Origin of the sequence: Pelomonas aquatica (assembly GCF_026712205.1) — a bacterium.
Lineage (GTDB): Bacteria > Pseudomonadota > Gammaproteobacteria > Burkholderiales > Burkholderiaceae_C > Pelomonas > Pelomonas aquatica.
The window spans coordinates 114050-132828 of record NZ_JAPPUW010000005.1 but is presented as its reverse complement, the minus strand read 5'-3'; the positions used below and the strand labels follow the sequence as shown (position 1 = coordinate 132828).

Here is an 18779-nt window from a genome sequence, read left to right as displayed (position 1 = left end):
GTGATCTGCACCCGCATGTCGGGCGGCGCCCGGAAACTTAAAGGGCGGTCAGGGCCGCCCCGCGGCCGGCTTGAAGCGGGCGGCTCAGCCTGCCCGGCGCGCGGCCCTGGTGCCCTTCAGAAAGGTGCTGCGCTGGGCCGCGGCCCGCTCCATCTGCCGGCCTATGCTGCCGCAGACGAGATCGCAGAGCGCGTAGACCGAGTCGTCCGCAATGCTGTAGTAGACCGCCGAGCCCCGCGACTCGCGCGCCACCAGCCCCTGCTGCATGAGCACCGACAGATGCCGCGAGATGTTGGCCGACGTGAAGCCGCAGGCCTGGGCGATCTCGCCGACGTTGCGCTCGCCCTGGCGCAGCAGGTTGAGGATCTGCAGGCGCGTCGGCTCGGACAGCGCCTGGAAATAGGCGGCCACCTGATGGAGGGCTTCGTCGGGCAGATCCTGCATGGCAACACAAGAGCGGGGAGCGGAGCGCTCATCATGCCCTATTTGCACGGGATTCACCGGATTGCTCATATTGACACTTGACTATTTAACCAATTGGCTAAATACTAGTGCGACGCTTTCGAGAAGTCACGCCCTGGAGTTCACATGACCGACCGGTTTTTCACGCTGACAGGGGCCGCGCTTGCACTGGCGGCGGCACTGACACCGGCGCAGGCCCGCGCTGCCGACGCGCTGGCGACCTGGACGGTGTCGTCTTCAGCCCCGCAGGGCCTGGCCAGCCACGACGGCACGGTCGAGGCCGTCCGGCAGACCGTCGTGGCAGCGCAGGTGGCCGGCGCCGTCGTCGCGCTGCCGGTGAAGGCCGGCGACCGCGTGAAGGCCGGCCAGCTGCTGGCAAGGCTGGATGCCCGCGCCGCCGAGCAGCAGGCCGGCGCCGCGGCAGCCCAGGTCGAAGCCGCCCGCGCGGCGCAGCAGGTGGCCACGCTGGAGGTTCAGCGCCAGCGCCAGCTGTTCGCCAGCCGCTTCATCAGCCAGGCCGCGCTGGACCAGGCGGAAGCCCAGTTCAAGACGGCCACCGCCCAGGCCAACGCACAGATGGCGGCGGCCCAGGCGGCCCGCACGGAAAGCGGCTACTTCGCCGTCAAGGCTCCCTATGACGCCGTCGTCACCGAGGTGGGCGTGATGCCGGGAGACATGGCGCTGCCCGGCCGCGCCCTCGTGACGCTGTTCGACCCCTCGGCCCTGCGCGTGGCGGTGGCGGTGCCCGAGTCGGCGGCCGCAGGCCTGCGCAGCCGGCTCGCCACGGCGGTCGGCGTGGAGATCGCCGGGCAACGCCTGACCGTGCCGCACTGGGAGGTGCTGCCCGCCGCCGATCCCGTCACGCACACGGTCACCGTGCGCATCGAGCTGCCGACCGGCGGCGTCGCGTCGCCGGGCAGCTTCGCCCGCGCCTGGCTGCCGACCGTGGCCGGCGGCACGGGCCTGCAGCGCGTCTTCATCCCCGGCCGCGCCCTGGTGCAGCGCGCCGAGCTCAAGGCCGTCTATGCCGTCGGCGCCGACGGACGCGCGCTGCTGCGCCAGGTGCGCACCGGCGCCGTGAGCGGCGACCAGGTCGAAGTGCTGGCCGGCCTCAGGCCGGGCGAGCGCATCGCCCTCGACCCCCAGGCCGCCGCGCGGAGGCCGTGATGGAACTCGGCATGTCCGGGCGCATCGCCCGCTTCTTCCAGTCGGCGCAGATCACGCCGCTGCTGGCCCTGGTGGCCCTGCTGCTCGGCATCTTCTCGGTGGCGGTCACGCCGCGCGAGGAGGAGCCGCAGATCAACGTGACGATGGCCAACGTGCTGATCCCCTTCCCCGGGGCGGCCGTGCAGGACGTGGAGCAGATGGTGGCCACGCCGGCCGAACAGGTGCTGTCGCAGATGGCCGGCGTCGAGCACGTGATGAGCGTCTCCCGCCCGGGCCTGGCGGTGATGACGGTGCAGTTCAAGGTCGGCGTGCCGCGCACGGAGGCCCTCGTGCGCCTCTACGACACGGTGCAGTCCCACGCCGACTGGCTGCCCGCCAACCTCGGCACCGCGCCCCCCCTCGTCAAGCCCAAGGGCATCGACGACGTGCCCATCGTCACGCTGACGCTGCACGCGCGGGACGGCGAGACGGGGGCCTTCGACCTGGAGCGCATCGCCCACAGCCTGGAGGCCGACCTCAAGCGCGTGCCCGGCACTCGCGAGGTGACGACGATCGGCGGCCCGGGGCGGGCCATCCGCGTGGAACTCGACCCGGCACGGCTGGCCGCCGCGGGCGTCGCCGTGGCCGAACTTCGCCAGGCCCTGCAGTCGGCCAATAGCGGCGCCGCCGCGGGCCAGTTGCTGGCCGGCGACCGCGCGGTGGACGTCGAGGCCGGCCCCTTCCTGCGCGACGCGCGCGAACTCGGGCAGTTGGTGGTCGGCGCCCGCAACGGTCGGCCGGTCTACCTCGCCGACGTGGCCCAGGTGGTCGACGGACCGCTGCCCGCGCAGCGCTACGTGTGGCACGGCAGCCGGGCGGGCGAGTTCCCGGCGGTGACCCTGGCCATCACCAAGAAGCCCGGCGAGAACGCCATCCAGGTGGCCGACGCGCTGATGCAGCGCGTGGCCGAGCTGCGCAACGCCGTCATTCCGAACGGCGTGGACGTGGCCGAGACGCGCAACTACGGCGCCACGGCCAACGACAAGGCGATGAAGCTGATCCAGAAGCTCATGTTCGCGACGGCCTCCGTCGTGGCCCTCGTCTTCATCGCGCTGGGCCGCCGCGAGGCGGCCATCGTCGGCAGCGCCGTCATCCTCACGCTCGCCGTCACGCTGTTCGCGTCCTGGGCCTGGGGCTTCACGCTCAACCGCGTGTCGCTGTTCGCGCTGATCTTCTCCATCGGCATCCTGGTGGACGACGCCATCGTCGTGGTGGAGAACATCCACCGCCACATGGCCCTGCATCCGGACAAGACCCTCGCCGAGCTCATCCCCGGCGCGGTGGACGAGGTGGGCGGCCCCACCATCCTGGCCACGCTCACCGTCATCGCCGCGCTGCTGCCGATGGCCTTCGTGTCGGGCCTGATGGGGCCGTACATGAGCCCCATCCCCATCAACGCCAGCATGGGCATGCTGCTGTCGCTGGCCATCGCCTTCATCGTGACGCCCTGGCTGGCGCGGCTGTGGCTCAGGCACGGCGGCCATGCGGGCGACGCCGCGCACGGCCTGGCCGCGAAGCTGGGCCCCCTCTTCGAGCGCGTGTTCCGCCCGCTGCTGGACGAGGCCCGCGGCGCGCGCAACCGCCGCTGGCTGGGCACCGGCGTGGCCGGGCTCATCGTGCTGTCGCTGGCCCTGCCGGCGGTCGGCCTCGTCGTGCTGAAGATGCTGCCCTTCGACAACAAGTCGGAGTTCCAGGTCATCGTCGACATGCCGGCCGGCACGCCGCTGGAGCGCACGGCCGCCGTGCTGCACGATCTGGGCGCCTATATGGCCCAGCAGCCCGAGGTGACCGACTACCAAGCCTATGCCGGCGCCGCCGCGCCGATCAACTTCAACGGCCTGGTGCGCCAGTATTACCTGCGCGCCGGCGGCGAGGTGGGCGACCTGCAGGTCAACCTCGTCGACAAGCACCACCGCAGCGCCCAGAGCCACGCCATCGCCACCCGCATGCGCCCGGCGCTGCAGGACATCGGCCGCCGCCACGGCGCCAACGTCAAGGTCGTCGAAGTGCCGCCCGGCCCGCCGGTGCTCTCGCCCATCGTGGCCGAGATCTACGGCCCCGACGCGCCCGGGCGGCGGCAGGTGGCGCTCGAGGTGCGGCGCGTCTTCGAGCGCACGCCGGGCCTGGTCGACGTGGACGACTCCGGCATCGCCGCGGCGCCGAAGAAGCTGCTGCTGGTGGACCGCCGCAAGGCCGCCCTGCTCGGCGTGCCGCAGGCGGCCATCGTGTCGACGCTCGCGACGGGGCTGGCCGGCGAAGCCGCCGCCTGGCTGCACGACGGCAGCAAATACCCCGCCAGCGCCTGGCTGCAGCTGCCGGCCGAGCGCCAGGGCGATCTCGACCCCCTGCTGCAGCTGAACGTGCGCAGCGCGGGCGGCGCCCTGGTGCCGCTGCGGGAACTCGTCACCGTCAGCGACAGCCAGCGCGAGCAACCCCTCTTCCACAAGGATGGGCTGCCGGTGCACTTCGTCGTCGGCGACATGGCCGGCGCCCTGGACAGCCCGCTCTACGGCATGTTCAAGATGCGCGGTGCGCTGGCGCAGATCGGCACGCCCGACGGCGGCACGCTGGCCGAGGCCTTCATCCACGCCCCCAGCGATGCCTGGCGCGGCTACACGCTCAAGTGGGACGGCGAGTGGCAGGTCACCTACGAGACCTTCCGCGACATGGGCGCGGCCTATGCGGTCGGCCTGGTGCTGATCTACCTGCTCGTCGTCGCGCAGTTCGGCTCCTACCTCACGCCCCTCATCATCATGGCGCCCATCCCGCTGACCCTCGTGGGCGTGATGCCGGGCCATGCGCTGCTGGGCGCGCAGTTCACCGCGACGAGCATGATCGGCATGATCGCGCTGGCCGGCATCATCGTGCGCAACTCCATCCTGCTGGTGGACTTCATCCGGCTGGAGGTCGCGCGGGGCCGCCCGCTCAAGGAGGCCGTGGTGCATTCGGCGGCCACGCGGGCCCAGCCCATCGTGCTCACCGGCCTGGCAGCGATGCTCGGCGCATTCTTCATCCTCGACGACCCCATCTTCAACGGGCTGGCGATCTCGCTGATCTTCGGCATCCTCGTCAGCACGCTGCTGACCCTGGTCGTCATCCCCCTGCTCTATTTCGTGGCCTATCGCCACGCCCCCCTCACCGACACAAGGAGTGCATCATGAGTTCCTGGCAGATCGTCCGGCTGTTCGCCGGCAGCTTCATCCTCGTCTCGCTGCTGCTGGGCGCGCCCGGCAGCCCGGCGTTCGTCAGCGGCTGGTGGCTGGCCCTGGCCGCGTTCGTCGGCGCCAACCTGCTGCAGAGCGCCATCACGCGCTGGTGCCCGCTGGAGATCATTTTGCGCAAGCTCGGCGTGAAGGGCGGCTGCTGAAGGGGGTCGCCGCGCTCGGCCGCAGCGCGCCCCGCCCCAGGCCGGGGCCGAGTCGTTGAAATCCTGCCGTTATCCCTTGTGCGGCTTCGCTTCGGCGGCCGCGCGCGACTGGCACAATCGGCGGACCTCCCTTTGCGTCGCCGACGCCCCCGCTCGTGGAAACCACGCTCGCCGAGCCTCTCCAGTCCTCCCTGTCCGGGGTCGCGCGGATGCTCGTCCATGCCGGCAAGCTGCAGGCCAAGACCGCCGAGGATCTCGTCAGGCAGGCGCGCGAGAAGAAGACCAGCTTCGTCAACGCGGTGATCGCCAGCGGCCAGGTGTCGCCCGCCGATCTGGCGCACACGCTGTCCAGCGCGCTGGCCCTGCCGCTGCTGGACCTGTCCGCGATGGACGCCCAGCGCATGCCCAGGGACGTCATCGACGGCAAGCTGGCCCAGCAATACCATGTCGTGGCGCTGTCGCGGCGCGGCAACCGCCTCTTCGTCGGCGGCGCCGACCCGACCGATCTCGAGGTTATCGAACGCATCAAGTTCGCGACCCAGTTGCAGCCCGAGTGGGTCATCGTCGAGCACGACAAGCTGGCCAAGCTGCTGTCCACCGCGGGCGCGACGGCGACCGAGACGCTCGAGAGCATCGCCGGCGGCGACTTCGACTTCGACATCGCCGAGGAAGACGCGACGCCCCAGCAGGAGTCCGCCGAGCTGGCCGACGTGGAGGATGCGCCGGTCGTGCGTTTCCTGCAGAAGATGCTGGTGGACGCGATCAACCTGCGCGCCTCCGACCTGCACTTCGAGCCCTACGAGTTCCACTACCGCGTGCGCTTCCGCGTCGACGGCGAACTGCGCGAGATCACCCAGCCGCCCATCGCGATCAAGGACAAGCTGTCCTCGCGCATCAAGGTCATCTCGCGCCTGGACATCGCCGAGCGCCGCGTGCCCCAGGACGGGCGCATGAAGCTGAAGTTCGGCAGCAAGTCCATCGACTTCCGCGTCAGCACGCTGCCCACCTTGTTCGGCGAGAAGATCGTCATCCGCATCCTGGACTCGTCCTCCGCCAAGCTGGGCATTGAAGCACTGGGCTACGAGAAGATCGAGAAGGAGCGCCTGCTCGCCGCCATCTACCGGCCCTACGGCATGGTGCTGGTGACCGGCCCCACCGGCTCCGGCAAGACGGTGTCGCTCTACACCTGCCTGAACATCCTGAACCAGCCGGGCGTCAACATCTCCACCGTCGAGGACCCGGCCGAAATCAACCTGCCGGGCATCAACCAGGTCAACGTCAACGACAAGGCCGGCCTGAACTTCTCGGCCGCGCTGAAGTCCTTCCTGCGCCAGGACCCGGACATCATCATGGTCGGCGAGATCCGCGACCTGGAGACGGCCGACATCGCGATCAAGGCCGCGCAGACCGGCCACATGGTCATGTCGACGCTGCACACCAATGACGCGCCCAAGACGCTGACCCGCCTGCTGAACATGGGCGTGGCGCCGTTCAATATCGCGTCCAGCGTGCTGCTGATCACGGCCCAGCGCCTCGTGCGACGGCTGTGCGAGAACTGCAAGGCACCCGCCGACTACCCGCGCGACGCGCTGATCAAGGCCGGCTTCGTCGAGGAAGACTTCGACGGCAGCTGGAGGCCCTACCGGGCCGTCGGCTGCAGCAGTTGCACAAATGGTTACCGTGGCCGTGTCGGGCTTTACCAAGTGATGCCCATCACCGAGGACATCCAGCGCATCATCCTGGCCGCGGGAACGGCGATGGACATCGCCGACCAAGCCAGGAAGGAAGGCGTGCGTGATCTGCGTCAGTCCGGCCTCGTGAAGGTACGGATCGGCGTCACGACGCTCGAGGAAGTCCTGTCGGCCACCAACGAATAATTCAGTCGCGAGGAGAGCGCATGGCCACTGCCACCGCTGCAGCAAAAAGCGTCAAGGACTTCGTCTTCGAATGGGAGGGCAAGGACCGCAACGGCAAGATCGTCAAGGGCGAGCTGCGTGCCGGCGGCGAGGCCATGGTCAGCGCCACGCTGCGCCGCCAGGGCATCCTCGTCAACAAGGTCAAGAAGCGCCGCGCCAGCGGCGGCTCGTCCATCAAGCAGAAGGACATCGCCATCTTCACGCGCCAGCTCGCGACGATGATGCGCGCCGGCGTGCCGCTGCTGCAGTCCTTCGACATCGTCGCCCGCGGCGCGACCAACCCGCGGCTCACGCGGCTGCTGAACGACATCCGCCAGGACGTCGAGACGGGCACCAGCCTGTCCTCGGCCTTCCGCAAGCATCCGATGTATTTCGACGCGCTCTACTGCAACCTCGTCGAGGCCGGCGAGGCGGGCGGCATCCTGGAGGCCCTGCTGGACCGGCTCGCGGTCTACCAGGAAAAGACGGTCGCGATCAAGAACAAGATCAAGTCCGCGCTGACCTATCCGATCGCGGTCATGGTCGTCGCCTTCATCGTCGTCGCGGTCATCATGATCTTCGTCGTGCCGGCCTTCAAGGACGTGTTCCAGTCCTTCGGCGCCGACCTGCCGGCGCCGACGCTGATGGTCATCTGGCTGTCCGAGTTTTTCGTCAAGTGGTGGTGGGCCATCTTCGGCGCGATCGGCGGTGGCGGCTATTTCTTCATCCAGAGCTGGAAGCGCTCCGAGAGCATGCAAAAGCGCATGGACCGGCTGCTGCTGAAGATCCCGGTGTTCGGCGACCTGATGTACAAATCCGCCGTCGCGCGCTGGACGCGCACGCTGGCGACCATGTTCGCGGCCGGCGTCCCGCTCGTCGAGGCACTCGACTCCGTGGGTGGCGCATCCGGCAACGCGGTCTTCCAGGAAGCCACCGAGCAGATCCAGCGCGACGTGTCCACCGGCTCCGCGCTGACCACGTCCATGCAGACCACCGGCATCTTCCCGACAATGGTCTTGCAGATGGCCTCCATCGGCGAGGAATCCGGCTCGCTGGACCACATGCTCGCCAAGGCCGCCGAGTTCTACGAGGACGAGGTGGACGAGGCCGTCAAGGGCCTGTCGGCGCTGATGGAGCCCTTCATCATCGTCATCCTGGGCGTCCTGATCGGCGGCATCGTCGTGTCGATGTACCTGCCCATCTTCAAGCTCGGCCAGGTGGTCTGAGCCCGTGGGCGGCGCATGCCGCCCGCTTCTAGCCCGCTCAAATGCGGTTAGATTCCGCGCCAACTCAGCCCTGCACCACGTCACCATGCCCTCCGCTTCCCTCGACTGGTCCGTCTGGCTCTCGCCCTGGGTGCTGGGCGTCCTCGGCCTGTGCATCGGCAGCTTCCTGAACGTCGTCATCCACCGCATGCCGCGCATGATGGAACGCCAATGGCTCTGCGACACGGCGGAGTTCCTGCAGGACAAGGACGTGCTCAGGCGCCAACTGGGCGCCGCGGACAGGCGCATCGCCGAGATCGGCGGCTTCGGCGAAAAGCTGGCCACCGACTGCGACAGGCTGCCGCGGCTCAGCCTGTCGCGCCCGCGCTCGCGCTGCCCGCACTGCGGCCATGTGCTGAAGTGGCACGAGAACCTGCCGGTGCTCGGCTGGCTGCGGCTGGGCGGGCGCTGCTCGGCCTGCAAGGCGCCCATCGGCGCCCGCTACCCCATCGTCGAAGCCGCCACGGCGGCCCTGTTCGCCGCCGTAGCCTGGCAGTTCGGGCCGACGCCGGCGACCCTGGTCTACATCGCCGCGATCTCACTGCTGATCGCGGCGGCGCTGATCGACCTGGACACGACGCTGCTGCCCGACGGCCTCAACTTCGCGCTGCTGGGCCTTGGCCTTGCGGCGGCCTGGCAGCACTGGACGCCGGTGAGCCTGCCCGACGCCGCGCTCGGCCTGCTGTTCGGCTACGGCGCGCTGTGGGCCCTGGCCACGCTCTACGAACTGCTGCGCCACCGGCGCGGCATGGCCGAGGGCGACTTCAAGCTGTTCGCCGCGCTGGGCGCCCTGCTGGGCTGGCAACAGCTGCTGCCCATCATCCTGCTGTCGTCCGCCGTCGGCGCGACGGTCGGCATCTTCATGGTGCTGGCGCGCGGCCACAGGCGCGAGGTGCCCATCCCCTTCGGCCCCTACCTGGCCGGCGGCGGCCTGGCCGCCCTCTTCTTCGGCCAGGAGCTGCTGCAGCTGCTCTACCCGATGCTGGCGGGATGAGGATAGGCCTGACCGGCGGCATCGGCAGCGGCAAGAGCACCGTGGCCGGCTTCCTGCGCGAGGCCGGCGCGGCCCTCATCGACACCGACGCGATTTCGCGGGCGCTGACGCTGGCCGGCGGTGTCGCCATGCCGGCCATCCAGCAGCAGTTCGGCGCGGACTTCGTCACCGCCGACGGCGCACTGGAGCGCGACCGCATGCGCGCCCTCGTCTTCTCGGACGCGGGCGCCAAACGCCGGCTCGAAGCCATCCTGCATCCGCTGATCACGGCCCAGGCCCTGACCGAAGCCGACGCGGCGCCGCAGGCCCTCGTCGTCTTCGACGTGCCCCTGCTCGTCGAATCCGGCCGCTGGCGCTCGCGCGTCGCGCGCGTCCTCGTCGTCGACTGCCGGGCCGAGACGCAGATCGCGCGCGTGCTGCAACGGCCCGGCTGGACGCGCGAGCGTGTCGACGGGGCCCTCGCCGCCCAGACATCGCGCCAGGCCCGCCGCGCCGCGGCCGACGCGGTGCTGCTGAACGACGGCATCGCGCTGGCCGCGCTGCGAAGCGAGGTGCTGAGCCTGGCCGCGCGCTGGGGCTGTGAAACAATCGGACCGCCCTGACTGAAGTCCCCGCCGTGGTCCTGTACGAGTACCCGTTCAACGAGAGCATCCGCACGATGCTCCGCCTCGAACACCTGTTCGACCGCCTCGGTGCGCTGATGGAGCGCGAGGCCGCGCTGGACCATCATTTCGCGCTGGTCACGCTGTTCGAGATCCTCGACGTCGCCTCGCGCGCCGACCTGAAGAGCGACCTGCTGAAGGAGCTCGAAAAACACAAGGCCCAGTTCAACGCCTACCGCGGCAGCCCGGGCGTCGACGCGGCGCGACTGGACGAGGTCATCGCCCGCATCGACGGCGCCTTCCAGCGCCTGAATGCGCTGAACGGCAAGACCGGCGCCGCGCTGGCCGGCAACGAGTGGCTGATGAGCATCCGCAGCCGCATCAGCATCCCCGGCGGCACCTGCGAGTTCGACCTGCCGGCCTACTACAACTGGCAGCAACTGCTGCCGGTGCGCCGCCGCAAGGACCTGATGGGCTGGGCCCAGACGCTGATGCCGATGGCCGAGGCCCTGCAGGTGCTGCTGGGCCTGCTGCGCGACTCGGGCAGCCCGCACAAGGTCGCGGCCCACGCGGGCCAGTTCCAGCAGAGCCTGCCCGCCGGCCGCGTCTACCAACTGCTGCGCATGCGCATCGACCCCAGCCTGGGGCTGATCCCCGAAATCTCCGGCCACCGCCTGATGGTCTCCATCCGCCTGATGCGCCAGGACGAGGAAGGCCGGCTCAAGCTGGCGCCCGAGGACACGGGCTTCGAGCTGACGTTGTGCGCATGAGCGAGCAGGTCGTCAAGCCACGCCTCGTCCGCTGCCCGCAATGCGGCGGCGACAGCGTCTTCGCGCCCGGCAACAAATGGCGGCCCTTCTGCAGCGAACGCTGCCGCCAGATCGACCTGGGCGCCTGGGCCAGCGAGAGCTTCCGCGTGCCCGCCGCGCCGCCTCAGGATCCGGACGAACTGGGGTCAGACGGCCAGACGCTCATGCATTGAGCAGGCGGCGGGAGACCAGTTCGCGCCGCGCGCTCGCGGCATCGGTGAACAGGAAGGCCTGCCAGTCGCGTGCCAGCGCGGCATCGACGTTGGCGGGGTGGTCGTCCAGGAAGATCAGCTCCTGCGGCCGCGCCTCGAAGCGCCGCTCGGCCATCGCGAAGATCTCCGCCCCCGGCTTGATCTGCTTCACGCGGCCCGAGAACAGCCCCGACTCGAACCACTCGGCCAGCGGATAGGCCTGGCTCAGGTGGTCGGCAAACGGCTCGGGCATATTGGACAGGAAGTGCAGCGTATGCCCGGCCGCGCGCAGGTCGCGGATCAGCACGACGGTGGCCGGGATGGGCATCAGCTCGTCCGGCACCGCACGCACGACGGCGGCCACGTCGCCGAGCGGCCAGCCCGTGCGCGCCGCGATGCGGCGCACGACCTCGTCGGCGCCGATCAGCCCCTGGTCGAACAGGCCCCAGTCGCCGCCGTAGTTCTGGAAGAACCGGGCCGCCAGCTGCGCGCCCTGCTCCAGCGTCTCGACGCGATGCGGCCAGAGCCGCGCGAGGAAGCTGGCGGGGTGCCAGCGGAACAGCACGCCGCCGAAGTCGAAGACGATCTTCATGCGGCCACCAGGCGCTTGAGCAGGCCGGCCGTGGAGCCGTCCAGGCCCGCCGTGTCGCCCGAGGCCAGGCGCGGCAGCAGCTGATTGCACAGGGCCTTGCCGAGCTCCACGCCCCATTGGTCGAAACTGTTGATGCCCCACAGCGCGCCGGTCACGAAGACGCGGTGCTCGTAGAGGGCGATCAGCGCGCCCAGCGAGCGCGGCGTCAGCGCGTCCAGCACCAGGGTCGTGCTCGGCCGGTTGCCGGGGAAGCTGCGGTGGCGGGCCAGCACCTCGCGGTCCAGCGTGGCGGACGCGGTCGGCGCCTTCTCGGTCAGCGCCTCGGCGGCGGTCTTGCCCTGCATCAGCGCCTGGCTCTGCGCGAGGCAGTTGGCCAGCAGCTTGCGGTGCTGGTCGGCGAGCTTGTCGGCCAGCTCGCCGCTGGCGCCATGGTTGGGCCGCTTCACGGCGATGAACTCGACCGGGATCACATCCGTGCCCTGGTGCAGCATCTGGAAATAGGCATGCTGGCCGTTCGTGCCGGCCTCGCCCCAGACGACGGGCGAGGTGCCGATGGACAACGCGTTGCCGTCCAGGTCCACGCCCTTGCCGTTGCTCTCCATCTCCAGCTGCTGCAGATAGGCCGGCAGCCGGCGCAGGCCCTGGTGATAGGGCGCCACGCTGCGGCTCGTGAAGCCGTGGAAGTTGCGGTACCAGATGTCGATGAGGCCCAGCAGCACCGGCAGGTTGTGCGCCAGCGGCGCGGCCGCGAAGTGCTGGTCCATCGCATGCGCGCCGGCCAGCAGCGCGCGGAAGTTGTCGGCGCCGACGGCGATCGCGATCGGCAGGCCGATGACGGACCACAGCGAATAGCGGCCGCCGACCCAGTCCCAGAAGCCGAAGGTGGTGGCTATGCCGAAGGCCGCCGCGGCGGCCGTGTTGCTGCTGGTGGCGACGAAGTGCCGGGCGATGTCCGTGCCACCGGCCGCGAGGAACCAGGCCTTGGCGGCCTGCGCGTTGGCCAGCGTCTCCTGCGTCGTGAAGGTCTTGGACGCGATGACGAACAGCGTGTGCCGCGCGTCCAGGCCCGTCAGCACCGGGACCAGGTCGTGGCCGTCGACGTTGGAGACGAAGTGCAGCCTCAGGTCGCGGCGGCCATAGGCCTGCAGCGCCTGCACGACCATGGCCGGGCCGAGGTCGCTGCCGCCGATGCCAATGTGGACCACGTCGGTGATGGCGCCCCGCTCGCCGCGACGCACGCTCTCGGCAAAGGCCAGCATGGCGTCCAGCGACGCCTGCACTTCGGCGTTGAAGGGTGCAGCGCTGCCTGCCGGCGCGCGCAGCGCCGTGTGCAGCACGGCACGGCCCTCGGTCGTGTTGACCGGGTCGCCGCGCAGCAGCGCGTCGCGGCGTGCCTCGAGGCCGCAGTCGCGCGCGAGCTTCATCAGCAGGGCCAGCGTGGCGGCGTCGATGCGGTTCTTGGAGAGGTCGGCAAAGACCTCGGGCGCCTCGAAGGACAGCGCGTCGAAGCGGCCCGCGTCTTCCTTGAAGGCCGCGCGGATGTCGAAGCCGCGACCGCTCGCGGCGTAGTGGGCCTGCAGTTCGGCCCACACGGGCGACTGGTCGCAGCGCAGAGTCATGGTCAGGCTTCCTGGATCAGCTTGTCGAGCTTGCCGGCATCGACGGCGAACAGGCGGATGCCCTCGGCCAGCTTCTCGGTGGCCATCGCATCCTCGTTCAGCGCGAAGCGGAAGGCCGCCTCGTCGAGATGGATGGCGGGCATGGCCGGCGCCTTGGCGGGATCGAGCGCGCGCTCCAGCCTGGCGCCCGTGGCCTGCAGTTGGGCCAGCAGGTCGGGGCTGATGGTCAGCAGGTCGCAGCCGGCCAGCGCCTGGATCTGGCCGATGTTGCGGAAGCTCGCGCCCATGACCTCGGTCTGGATGCCGTGCTGCTTGAAGTAGGCATGGATCTGCGTCACGGACTTCACGCCCGGGTCGTTGACGCCGGCCTGTGCCGCCTCGTCCCAGTTGGCGCCGGCCGACTTCTTGTACCAGTCGTAGATGCGGCCAACGAAGGGCGAGATCAACTGCACCTTGGCCTCGCCGCAGGCCACGGCCTGGGCGAAGGCGAACAGCAGCGTCAGATTGCAGTGGATGCCCTCGCGCTCCAGCTCGGCGGCAGCCTGGATGCCCTCCCAGGTGGACGCGAGCTTGATCAGCACGCGGTCGCGGCCGATGCCGGCGGCCTCGTACAGGCCGACGATGCGGCGCGCCCGTGCCAGGCTGGCGGCCCTGTCGAAGCTCAGGCGGGCATCGACCTCGGTCGACACGCGGCCCGGCACGACCTTCAGGATCTCGAGGCCGAAACGCACGAGGACGTGGTCGACGATCTCGTCCAGCGGTTTGCCGCGATGGGCCGCGACGGCCTCCTTCAGCAGCGGCGCGTAGTCGGGCGACTGCACCGCCTTCAGGATCAGCGAAGGATTGGTCGTCGCATCGCGCGGCGCGAACTGCGCCAGTTGCAGGAAGTTGCCGGTGTCGGCCACCACCGTCGTGAAGGCCTTGAGCTGGTCGAGCTGGTTCATGGAATGCGCTCCGGATTGACCCGGTGAAGAAACTGCTGCATAGTATTTCACGAAACTTAGTTACACAACGGTTAGCGGCCCCATGTGAGGCGCTGGCCTGGAGACCCCGCAGATGTCTTTCGATCTCGTGTTCTTTGGCGGTACCGGCGACCTGACGTGGCGCAAGCTGATGCCCGCGCTCTTCCAGGCCTTCCGGCACGGCAAGCTGCCCGAAGGCGGCCGCATTCTCGCCGTCGCCCGTGACGACCAGACCGACGAGCGTTACCGCGAATGGCTGAAGGAGCGCTTTCGCGAGGTGGACGCCGGCAAGCGCCCCAGCGACGAGGAGTTCGAGCGCTTCGCGGCCCTGGTGCACTACCGCCGCATGGACCTGTCCCAACCCGAGCACTACCAGGGCCTGAAGGACTGGCTGGATGCGCGCAATGCCGACACCGTCGTGCTCTATCTGGCCACCAGCCCCCACCTCTTCACCGGCATCTGCGAGCAGCTCGGCGCCGTCGGCCTGAACCACGGCAAGGTGCGCGTCGTGCTCGAGAAGCCGCTCGGCCACGACCTGGACAGCGCGCAGGAGATCAACCGCGCGGTGCGCAGCGTCTTCGCCGAGGCCCAGGCCTTCCGCATCGACCACTACCTCGGCAAGCCCTCGGTGCAGAACCTGATGGCCCTGCGCTTCGGCAACGCGCTGTTCGAGCCGCTGTGGCGCCGCGAGAGCATCGCCAACATCCAGATCACGCTGGCCGAGCAGCTCGGCGTGGGCACGCGCGGCGCCTTCTACGACGGCACCGGCGCACTGCGCGACATGATCCAGAACCATGCGCTGCAGCTGCTGACGATGATCGCGATGGAGCCGCCGGCCAGCAACGACGCCGACGCCATCCGCGACGAGAAGCTCAAGGTGCTGCGCGCGCTCAAGCCCTTCACGCGGGAGAGCGTCGCCCGCGACGTCGTGCGCGGCCAGTACCGCGCCGGCATGTGCGGCGGGCATCCGGTGCCGGGCTATCTGGAAGAGGTCAAGGTGCCGCCCGACAGCGCCTGCGAGACCTTCGTGGCGCTGCGCACCGAGGTGCAGAACTGGCGCTGGGCCGGCGTGCCCTTCTACCTGCGCACCGGCAAGCGCCTGGCCGCGCGCGACGCGCAGATCGTCGTCAACTTCCGGCCCGTGCCGCACCAGATCTTCCCCGGCGCCAGCCTGCCCAACCGCCTCGTCATCAAGCTGCAGCCCGAGGACGGCCTGGAGCTGCAGCTGCTGGCCCACAAGGGCACCGGCCCCGGCGAGCAGCTGACGCCGGTGTCGCTGGACCTGGACTTCGACAAGGCCTTCGCGACGCAGCGCGTCGGCGCCTACGAGCGCCTGCTGCTGGACGCCATCGCCGGCCGCCTCAACCTCTTCGTGCGCAGCGACGAGCAGGAGCAGGCCTGGCGCTGGGTCGAGCCCATCCTCGACGCCTGGGCCGAGGACGGCAACGGCCCGCGGGCCTATGCCGCCGGCTCCTGGGGCCCTGCCGCGGCGAGCGCGCTGGTCGCACGCGACGGCTTTGCGTGGGCCGAAGAGCAATGATGGCCGCCGCGCCGGGCCGCCCCAAGCAAGGCCACGCCCTCTCGGAGGGCCGGCCAACGTACTCGTTGGACGGGGAGCTGACATGAGCATCCTCGAACGCGTCAAGGCCGCGCTGCCGGCACTGCCGCCGGCCGAGCAGCGCGTCGCCAAGCTGCTGCTGGCCGACGCGCGCAGCTTCGCCAGCCTGCCGGTCAGCGAACTGGCCGACCGCTCCCACGTCAGCAAGCCGACCGTCGTGCGCTTCTGCCGCAGCGTCGGCTACGACGGCCTGGCCGACTTCAAGCTCAAGCTGGCCGGCAGCGTGAACGAGGGCGTGCCCTTCGTGCACCGCGCGGTGGACGAGGACGACAAGCCGCAGGACATCATCGTCAAGGTGGTCGACAACGCGGTCGCCGCGCTGCTGCACTACCGCAACGATGCGGCGGGCCACGCCTTCGAGCGCGCCATCGATGCGCTGGCCGACTCGGCCCGCCACGGCAAGCGCATCGAGTTCTACGGCGTCGGCAATTCAGGCATCGTGGCCCAGGACGCCCAGCACAAGTTCTTCCGCCTCGGCGTGAACACCGTCGCCACCAGCGACGGCCATGTGCAGCTGATGAGCGCGACGATGCTGCAGCCGGGCGACTGCGCCGTCATCATCAGCAACTCGGGCCGCAGCCGCGACCTGCTGGACGCGGCCGACATCGCCCGCAAGAAGGGCGCGACCATCATCATCATCACGGCCAGCGCGTCGCCGCTGGCGCAGCTGGCCCTGGGCCCCAGCCAGATCCTGCTGGCGGTGGACCACCCCGAGGACTTCGACCGCTACAGCCCCATGGTGTCGCGGCTGCTGCACCTGATGGCGGTGGACATCCTGACGACGGGCGTCGCGCTGAAGCTGGGCCAGCAGTTGCGGCCCATGCTGCAGGAGATCAAGAAGAACCTGCGGGCGAAGCGCTACGCCGGCTGAGGCTCAGGCGGCGGCGGACCAGAACAGCTCGGCCACGCCGTAGACGCGGGCCAGCTCGCGCAGCTTGTCCGGCACGTCGTCAAGCTTGAGCTTCACGCCCTGCTCGCTGCATTGGCGCGCGGCCGACAGCAGCAGGCTCAGGGCCGACGAGTCGAAGTCGGTCAATGCGGCAGCCGACAGGCGCACCTCACGGCCCGCCGCCGCCAGCACCTGGGCGGCCTCGGCGCGCAGGGCCGGCGACATCTGCGCCCACTCGGCGCGGGCGCCGTCCATGCGCAGCCGCGTGGGCAGCTTCAGCGTGCTCAAGATCAGCCCTTGGCGGCCGGCGCAGCGGCGGCCTTGGCATTCTTGTCGGCCAGGCTCTTGATCAGGCCGTCGATGCCGTTGGCGCCGATCTCCTGAGCAAAGCTGTTGCGGTACTGGTCGGCCAGCCAGATGCCGAGCACGTTCACGTCGTAGATCCTCCAGACGTCGCCGGCCTTCTCGAGGCGGTAGTCGAGCTGGATGGCATCGCCCTTGCCGCGGATCTCGGTGCGCACGACGACCTCGGCGTCGGTCGGCTGGGCACGCAGCGGCTTCAGGCCGATGGTCTGGTCCTTCACCTGGGTCAGCGCGCCGGCATAGGTGCGCATCAGCAGGGTCTTGAACTCCGCCTGCAGCCTGGTTTGCTGCTCGGGCGTGGCCTGGCGCCAGAAGCGGCCGACGGCCGATGCCGTCATGCGCTGGAAGTTGACGTGGGGCATCACCTTGGTGTCGACCAGGGCGATGATCTTGGCGATGTTGCCGGCCTGGATGTCCTTGTCGGCCTTGACGGCCTCGATGGTCTCCAGCGAGAGCTGGCGGATCAGCAGGTCGGGCGCGCTGGCGTCGGCCGCGTGAGCCGCGTGCACGAGGCCCAGGCCCAGGGTGGTCAGGGCCAGCAGGCGGCGCAGGGAGGTCGGCAGGGTCATGATGTCGCTTTCTCAGAACAGGGGCCGTCGCTCAACGCGCCAGCCCGGGTTTCGGTTCACCGCGCCGCCGCGGAGGCAGGATCGGCGGGCAGGGCGGCCGGTTCGGAGGCCGCCGGCTCCGGCGCGTGCGTCCCGCTGCCCGGCACCAGCACTTCGACCGCGTCGTCGTCGTCGAAGCTGCCGCGGCGCTGCAGATAGGCGTCGCGGTAGAAGGTGTACTTGTCCAGCGCAATGCCTTCCAGCATCTCGCTGGCGCGCAGGAAGTTGGCGCGCGTGTTGATCGCACTCAGCACCAGGACACCCGCCTTTTTCTTGCCATCGTCGAAGACGACGGCCGGCGACGCCTTCCAGTCGAAGGGCAGACCGATGGAGTCGCGCACCGAGGACGGGCCGAACACCGGCCAGACGATGTAGGCGCCGGTGCCCATGCCCCATTTACCCAGCGTCTTGCCGAAGTCCTGGCTGTTCTTCTCCAAGCCGGCCTCGGTTGCGACGTCGAGCAGGCCGGCCAGGCCGAAGGTCGAGTTCACGGCCACGCGCATGCCCTGGTCCAGGCCCGCCTTGAAGCGCCCCTGCAGCATCAGGTTCACGGCCGACCAAGCGTCGCCGATATTGCCGAAGAAGTTGCCGATGCCTGTGCGGATGGGCGAAGGCAGGATCTCGGAGTAGGCCGTCGCGACGGGCTTGAGGACATGCTCGTCCAGGCTCTCGTTGAAGGCGAAGACCTTGCGGTTCCACGACTCCCAGGGGTCCAGCTTCTGGCCCTTGGAGCCCATGACCCTGTCGACCGCGCCTTGCAGTTTGTCGCCGACATGCTGCATCGTCTGGCAGCCGGCCAGACCCAGCACGAGCGCCAGCAGCGCGAGCCAGCGCGTCAGCCGGCTCACGGCTTGCTCCCCGAGGCGGGGGCGGCGCTGCCCATGTCGGCGGCCTTGCTGTTGATGAACTGGCCGATCAGGTTCTCCAGCACGACGGCGCTCTGCGTCTGCTTGATGACGTCGCCGCCGCCCAGGTTCTTCTCGTCCGCGCCCGGCTCCAGGCCGATGTACTGCTCGCCGAGCAGGCCCGAGGTCAGGATCTTGGCCGAGCTGTCCTTGGGGAACTGCGTGGCCTTCTGCAGGTTGATGACGACCTTGGCCTGGAAGGTCTTGTCGTCGAAGCTGATCGACTCCACGCGGCCGACGACGACGCCGGCGCTCTTGACCGCCGCGTTCGGCTTCAAGCCGCCGATGTTGTCGAAGCGCGCCGACACCTGGTAGGTGGCGTCGAAATTGAGGCTGAGCAGATTCCCGGCCTTCAGCGCGAGGAAGAGCAGCGCCGCGCCGCCCAGCAGCACGAAGAAACCCACCCAGGCGTCATGTCGAGAGGCTTGCATG

Annotated in this window: 19 protein-coding genes; 11 read left to right on the top strand and 8 right to left on the bottom strand. The window is 69.7% G+C overall.

Annotated features, from left to right (window positions below; all coding sequences use genetic code 11):
* Window positions 1-84 precede the first annotated feature (84 nt).
* Entirely contained in the window at window positions 85-444 is a 360-nt protein-coding gene (locus NYP07_RS06900; protein WP_268148782.1) for an ArsR/SmtB family transcription factor, read from the bottom strand.
* 144 nt (window positions 445-588) lie between these two features.
* Here NYP07_RS06900 and NYP07_RS06895 point away from each other — a divergent pair, with 144 nt between their 5' ends.
* From NYP07_RS06895 to NYP07_RS06855, 9 genes are all read left to right on the top strand, one after another.
* Window positions 589-1629, top strand: a complete 1041-nt coding sequence (locus NYP07_RS06895; RefSeq protein ID WP_268148780.1) for an efflux RND transporter periplasmic adaptor subunit — start codon at window positions 589-591, stop codon at window positions 1627-1629.
* Window positions 1629-4829 carry an efflux RND transporter permease subunit gene (locus NYP07_RS06890; RefSeq protein ID WP_268148778.1) on the top strand — a complete coding sequence of 1067 codons (3201 nt, stop codon included), beginning with the start codon at window positions 1629-1631 and terminating at the stop codon, window positions 4827-4829. Before NYP07_RS06895 ends, NYP07_RS06890 begins: the two co-directional genes overlap by 1 nt.
* A complete protein-coding gene (locus NYP07_RS06885; protein WP_268148776.1) occupies window positions 4826-5035 on the top strand; it encodes a YgaP family membrane protein in 210 nt (69 codons plus the stop codon). Before NYP07_RS06890 ends, NYP07_RS06885 begins: the two co-directional genes overlap by 4 nt.
* 209 nt (window positions 5036-5244) lie before the next feature.
* A complete protein-coding gene (gene pilB, locus NYP07_RS06880; RefSeq protein WP_268149021.1) occupies window positions 5245-6912 on the top strand; it encodes a type IV-A pilus assembly ATPase PilB in 1668 nt (555 codons plus the stop codon).
* Window positions 6913-6932: 20 nt separating this feature from the next.
* Window positions 6933-8156 carry a type II secretion system F family protein gene (locus NYP07_RS06875; RefSeq protein WP_268148774.1) on the top strand — a complete coding sequence of 408 codons (1224 nt, stop codon included), beginning with the start codon at window positions 6933-6935 and terminating at the stop codon, window positions 8154-8156.
* Between the two features lie 85 nt (window positions 8157-8241).
* Window positions 8242-9189 (top strand): prepilin peptidase, encoded by a 948-nt coding sequence (locus NYP07_RS06870; RefSeq protein ID WP_268148772.1) that lies wholly within the window; start codon window positions 8242-8244, stop codon window positions 9187-9189.
* Window positions 9186-9791: a dephospho-CoA kinase gene (coaE, locus tag NYP07_RS06865; protein ID WP_268148770.1), complete on the top strand. Its 606-nt coding sequence runs from the start codon at window positions 9186-9188 to the stop codon at window positions 9789-9791. Before NYP07_RS06870 ends, coaE begins: the two co-directional genes overlap by 4 nt.
* Before the next feature lie 14 nt (window positions 9792-9805).
* Window positions 9806-10561, top strand: a complete 756-nt coding sequence (gene zapD, locus NYP07_RS06860) for a cell division protein ZapD (protein ID WP_268148768.1) — start codon at window positions 9806-9808, stop codon at window positions 10559-10561.
* Window positions 10558-10773 carry a DNA gyrase inhibitor YacG gene (locus NYP07_RS06855; RefSeq protein WP_268148766.1) on the top strand — a complete coding sequence of 72 codons (216 nt, stop codon included), beginning with the start codon at window positions 10558-10560 and terminating at the stop codon, window positions 10771-10773. The genes zapD and NYP07_RS06855 overlap by 4 nt, the downstream gene beginning before the upstream one ends.
* On the opposite strand, the gene NYP07_RS06850 is transcribed toward NYP07_RS06855, so the two are convergent.
* The 3 genes from NYP07_RS06850 to tal are packed head-to-tail and all read right to left on the bottom strand — an operon-like array spanning window position 10763 to window position 13946.
* Window positions 10763-11383 carry an HAD family hydrolase gene (locus NYP07_RS06850; RefSeq protein ID WP_268148764.1) on the bottom strand — a complete coding sequence of 207 codons (621 nt, stop codon included), beginning with the start codon at window positions 11381-11383 and terminating at the stop codon, window positions 10763-10765. The genes NYP07_RS06855 and NYP07_RS06850 overlap by 11 nt on opposite strands.
* Window positions 11380-13002 (bottom strand): glucose-6-phosphate isomerase, encoded by a 1623-nt coding sequence (gene pgi, locus NYP07_RS06845; protein ID WP_268148762.1) that lies wholly within the window; start codon window positions 13000-13002, stop codon window positions 11380-11382. The genes NYP07_RS06850 and pgi overlap by 4 nt, the downstream gene beginning before the upstream one ends.
* A 2-nt stretch (window positions 13003-13004) precedes the next feature.
* Window positions 13005-13946: a transaldolase gene (tal, locus tag NYP07_RS06840; RefSeq protein WP_268148760.1), complete on the bottom strand. Its 942-nt coding sequence runs from the start codon at window positions 13944-13946 to the stop codon at window positions 13005-13007.
* 112 nt (window positions 13947-14058) lie between these two features.
* Here tal and zwf point away from each other — a divergent pair, with 112 nt between their 5' ends.
* Together zwf and NYP07_RS06830 are read left to right on the top strand one after the other, a co-directional pair.
* Complete coding sequence (gene zwf, locus NYP07_RS06835) at window positions 14059-15504, top strand: glucose-6-phosphate dehydrogenase (protein WP_268148758.1); 1446 nt, start codon at window positions 14059-14061, stop codon at window positions 15502-15504.
* Window positions 15505-15592: 88 nt separating this feature from the next.
* The gene (locus NYP07_RS06830) at window positions 15593-16453 is read left to right on the top strand and encodes a MurR/RpiR family transcriptional regulator (protein ID WP_268149019.1); all 861 of its coding nucleotides are present in this window, start codon (window positions 15593-15595) and stop codon (window positions 16451-16453) included.
* Between the two features lie 3 nt (window positions 16454-16456).
* On the opposite strand, the gene NYP07_RS06825 is transcribed toward NYP07_RS06830, so the two are convergent.
* Genes NYP07_RS06825 through mlaD form a run of 4 tightly spaced genes read right to left on the bottom strand, consistent with a single transcriptional unit; the run spans window position 16457 to window position 18778 of the window.
* Complete coding sequence (locus NYP07_RS06825; protein ID WP_268148756.1) at window positions 16457-16759, bottom strand: STAS domain-containing protein; 303 nt, start codon at window positions 16757-16759, stop codon at window positions 16457-16459.
* A gap of 2 nt (window positions 16760-16761) precedes the next feature.
* Window positions 16762-17403 (bottom strand): MlaC/ttg2D family ABC transporter substrate-binding protein, encoded by a 642-nt coding sequence (locus NYP07_RS06820; RefSeq protein ID WP_268148754.1) that lies wholly within the window; start codon window positions 17401-17403, stop codon window positions 16762-16764.
* A gap of 56 nt (window positions 17404-17459) precedes the next feature.
* Window positions 17460-18290 carry an MlaA family lipoprotein gene (locus NYP07_RS06815; RefSeq protein WP_268148752.1) on the bottom strand — a complete coding sequence of 277 codons (831 nt, stop codon included), beginning with the start codon at window positions 18288-18290 and terminating at the stop codon, window positions 17460-17462.
* Window positions 18287-18778, bottom strand: a complete 492-nt coding sequence (gene mlaD, locus NYP07_RS06810; protein WP_268148750.1) for an outer membrane lipid asymmetry maintenance protein MlaD — start codon at window positions 18776-18778, stop codon at window positions 18287-18289. Before mlaD ends, NYP07_RS06815 begins: the two co-directional genes overlap by 4 nt.
* Between the last annotated feature and the right edge of the window lies 1 nt (window position 18779).

Excerpts from the sequence above, each read along its gene's own strand:
- NYP07_RS06900 (WP_268148782.1), bottom strand. The coding sequence starts at position 444 with ATGCAGGATCTGCCCGACGAAGCCCTCCATCAGGTGGCCGCCTATTTC.
- NYP07_RS06895 (WP_268148780.1), top strand. The coding sequence starts at position 589 with ATGACCGACCGGTTTTTCACGCTGACAGGGGCCGCGCTTGCACTGGCG.
- NYP07_RS06890 (WP_268148778.1), top strand. The coding sequence starts at position 1,629 with ATGGAACTCGGCATGTCCGGGCGCATCGCCCGCTTCTTCCAGTCGGCG.
- NYP07_RS06885 (WP_268148776.1), top strand. The coding sequence starts at position 4,826 with ATGAGTTCCTGGCAGATCGTCCGGCTGTTCGCCGGCAGCTTCATCCTC.
- pilB (WP_268149021.1), top strand. The coding sequence starts at position 5,245 with ATGCTCGTCCATGCCGGCAAGCTGCAGGCCAAGACCGCCGAGGATCTC.
- NYP07_RS06875 (WP_268148774.1), top strand. The coding sequence starts at position 6,933 with ATGGCCACTGCCACCGCTGCAGCAAAAAGCGTCAAGGACTTCGTCTTC.
- NYP07_RS06870 (WP_268148772.1), top strand. The coding sequence starts at position 8,242 with ATGCCCTCCGCTTCCCTCGACTGGTCCGTCTGGCTCTCGCCCTGGGTG.
- coaE (WP_268148770.1), top strand. The coding sequence starts at position 9,186 with ATGAGGATAGGCCTGACCGGCGGCATCGGCAGCGGCAAGAGCACCGTG.
- NYP07_RS06855 (WP_268148766.1), top strand. The coding sequence starts at position 10,558 with ATGAGCGAGCAGGTCGTCAAGCCACGCCTCGTCCGCTGCCCGCAATGC.
- NYP07_RS06850 (WP_268148764.1), bottom strand. The coding sequence starts at position 11,383 with ATGAAGATCGTCTTCGACTTCGGCGGCGTGCTGTTCCGCTGGCACCCC.
- pgi (WP_268148762.1), bottom strand. The coding sequence starts at position 13,002 with ATGACTCTGCGCTGCGACCAGTCGCCCGTGTGGGCCGAACTGCAGGCC.
- tal (WP_268148760.1), bottom strand. The coding sequence starts at position 13,946 with ATGAACCAGCTCGACCAGCTCAAGGCCTTCACGACGGTGGTGGCCGAC.
- zwf (WP_268148758.1), top strand. The coding sequence starts at position 14,059 with ATGTCTTTCGATCTCGTGTTCTTTGGCGGTACCGGCGACCTGACGTGG.
- NYP07_RS06820 (WP_268148754.1), bottom strand. The coding sequence starts at position 17,403 with ATGACCCTGCCGACCTCCCTGCGCCGCCTGCTGGCCCTGACCACCCTG.
- mlaD (WP_268148750.1), bottom strand. The coding sequence starts at position 18,778 with ATGCAAGCCTCTCGACATGACGCCTGGGTGGGTTTCTTCGTGCTGCTG.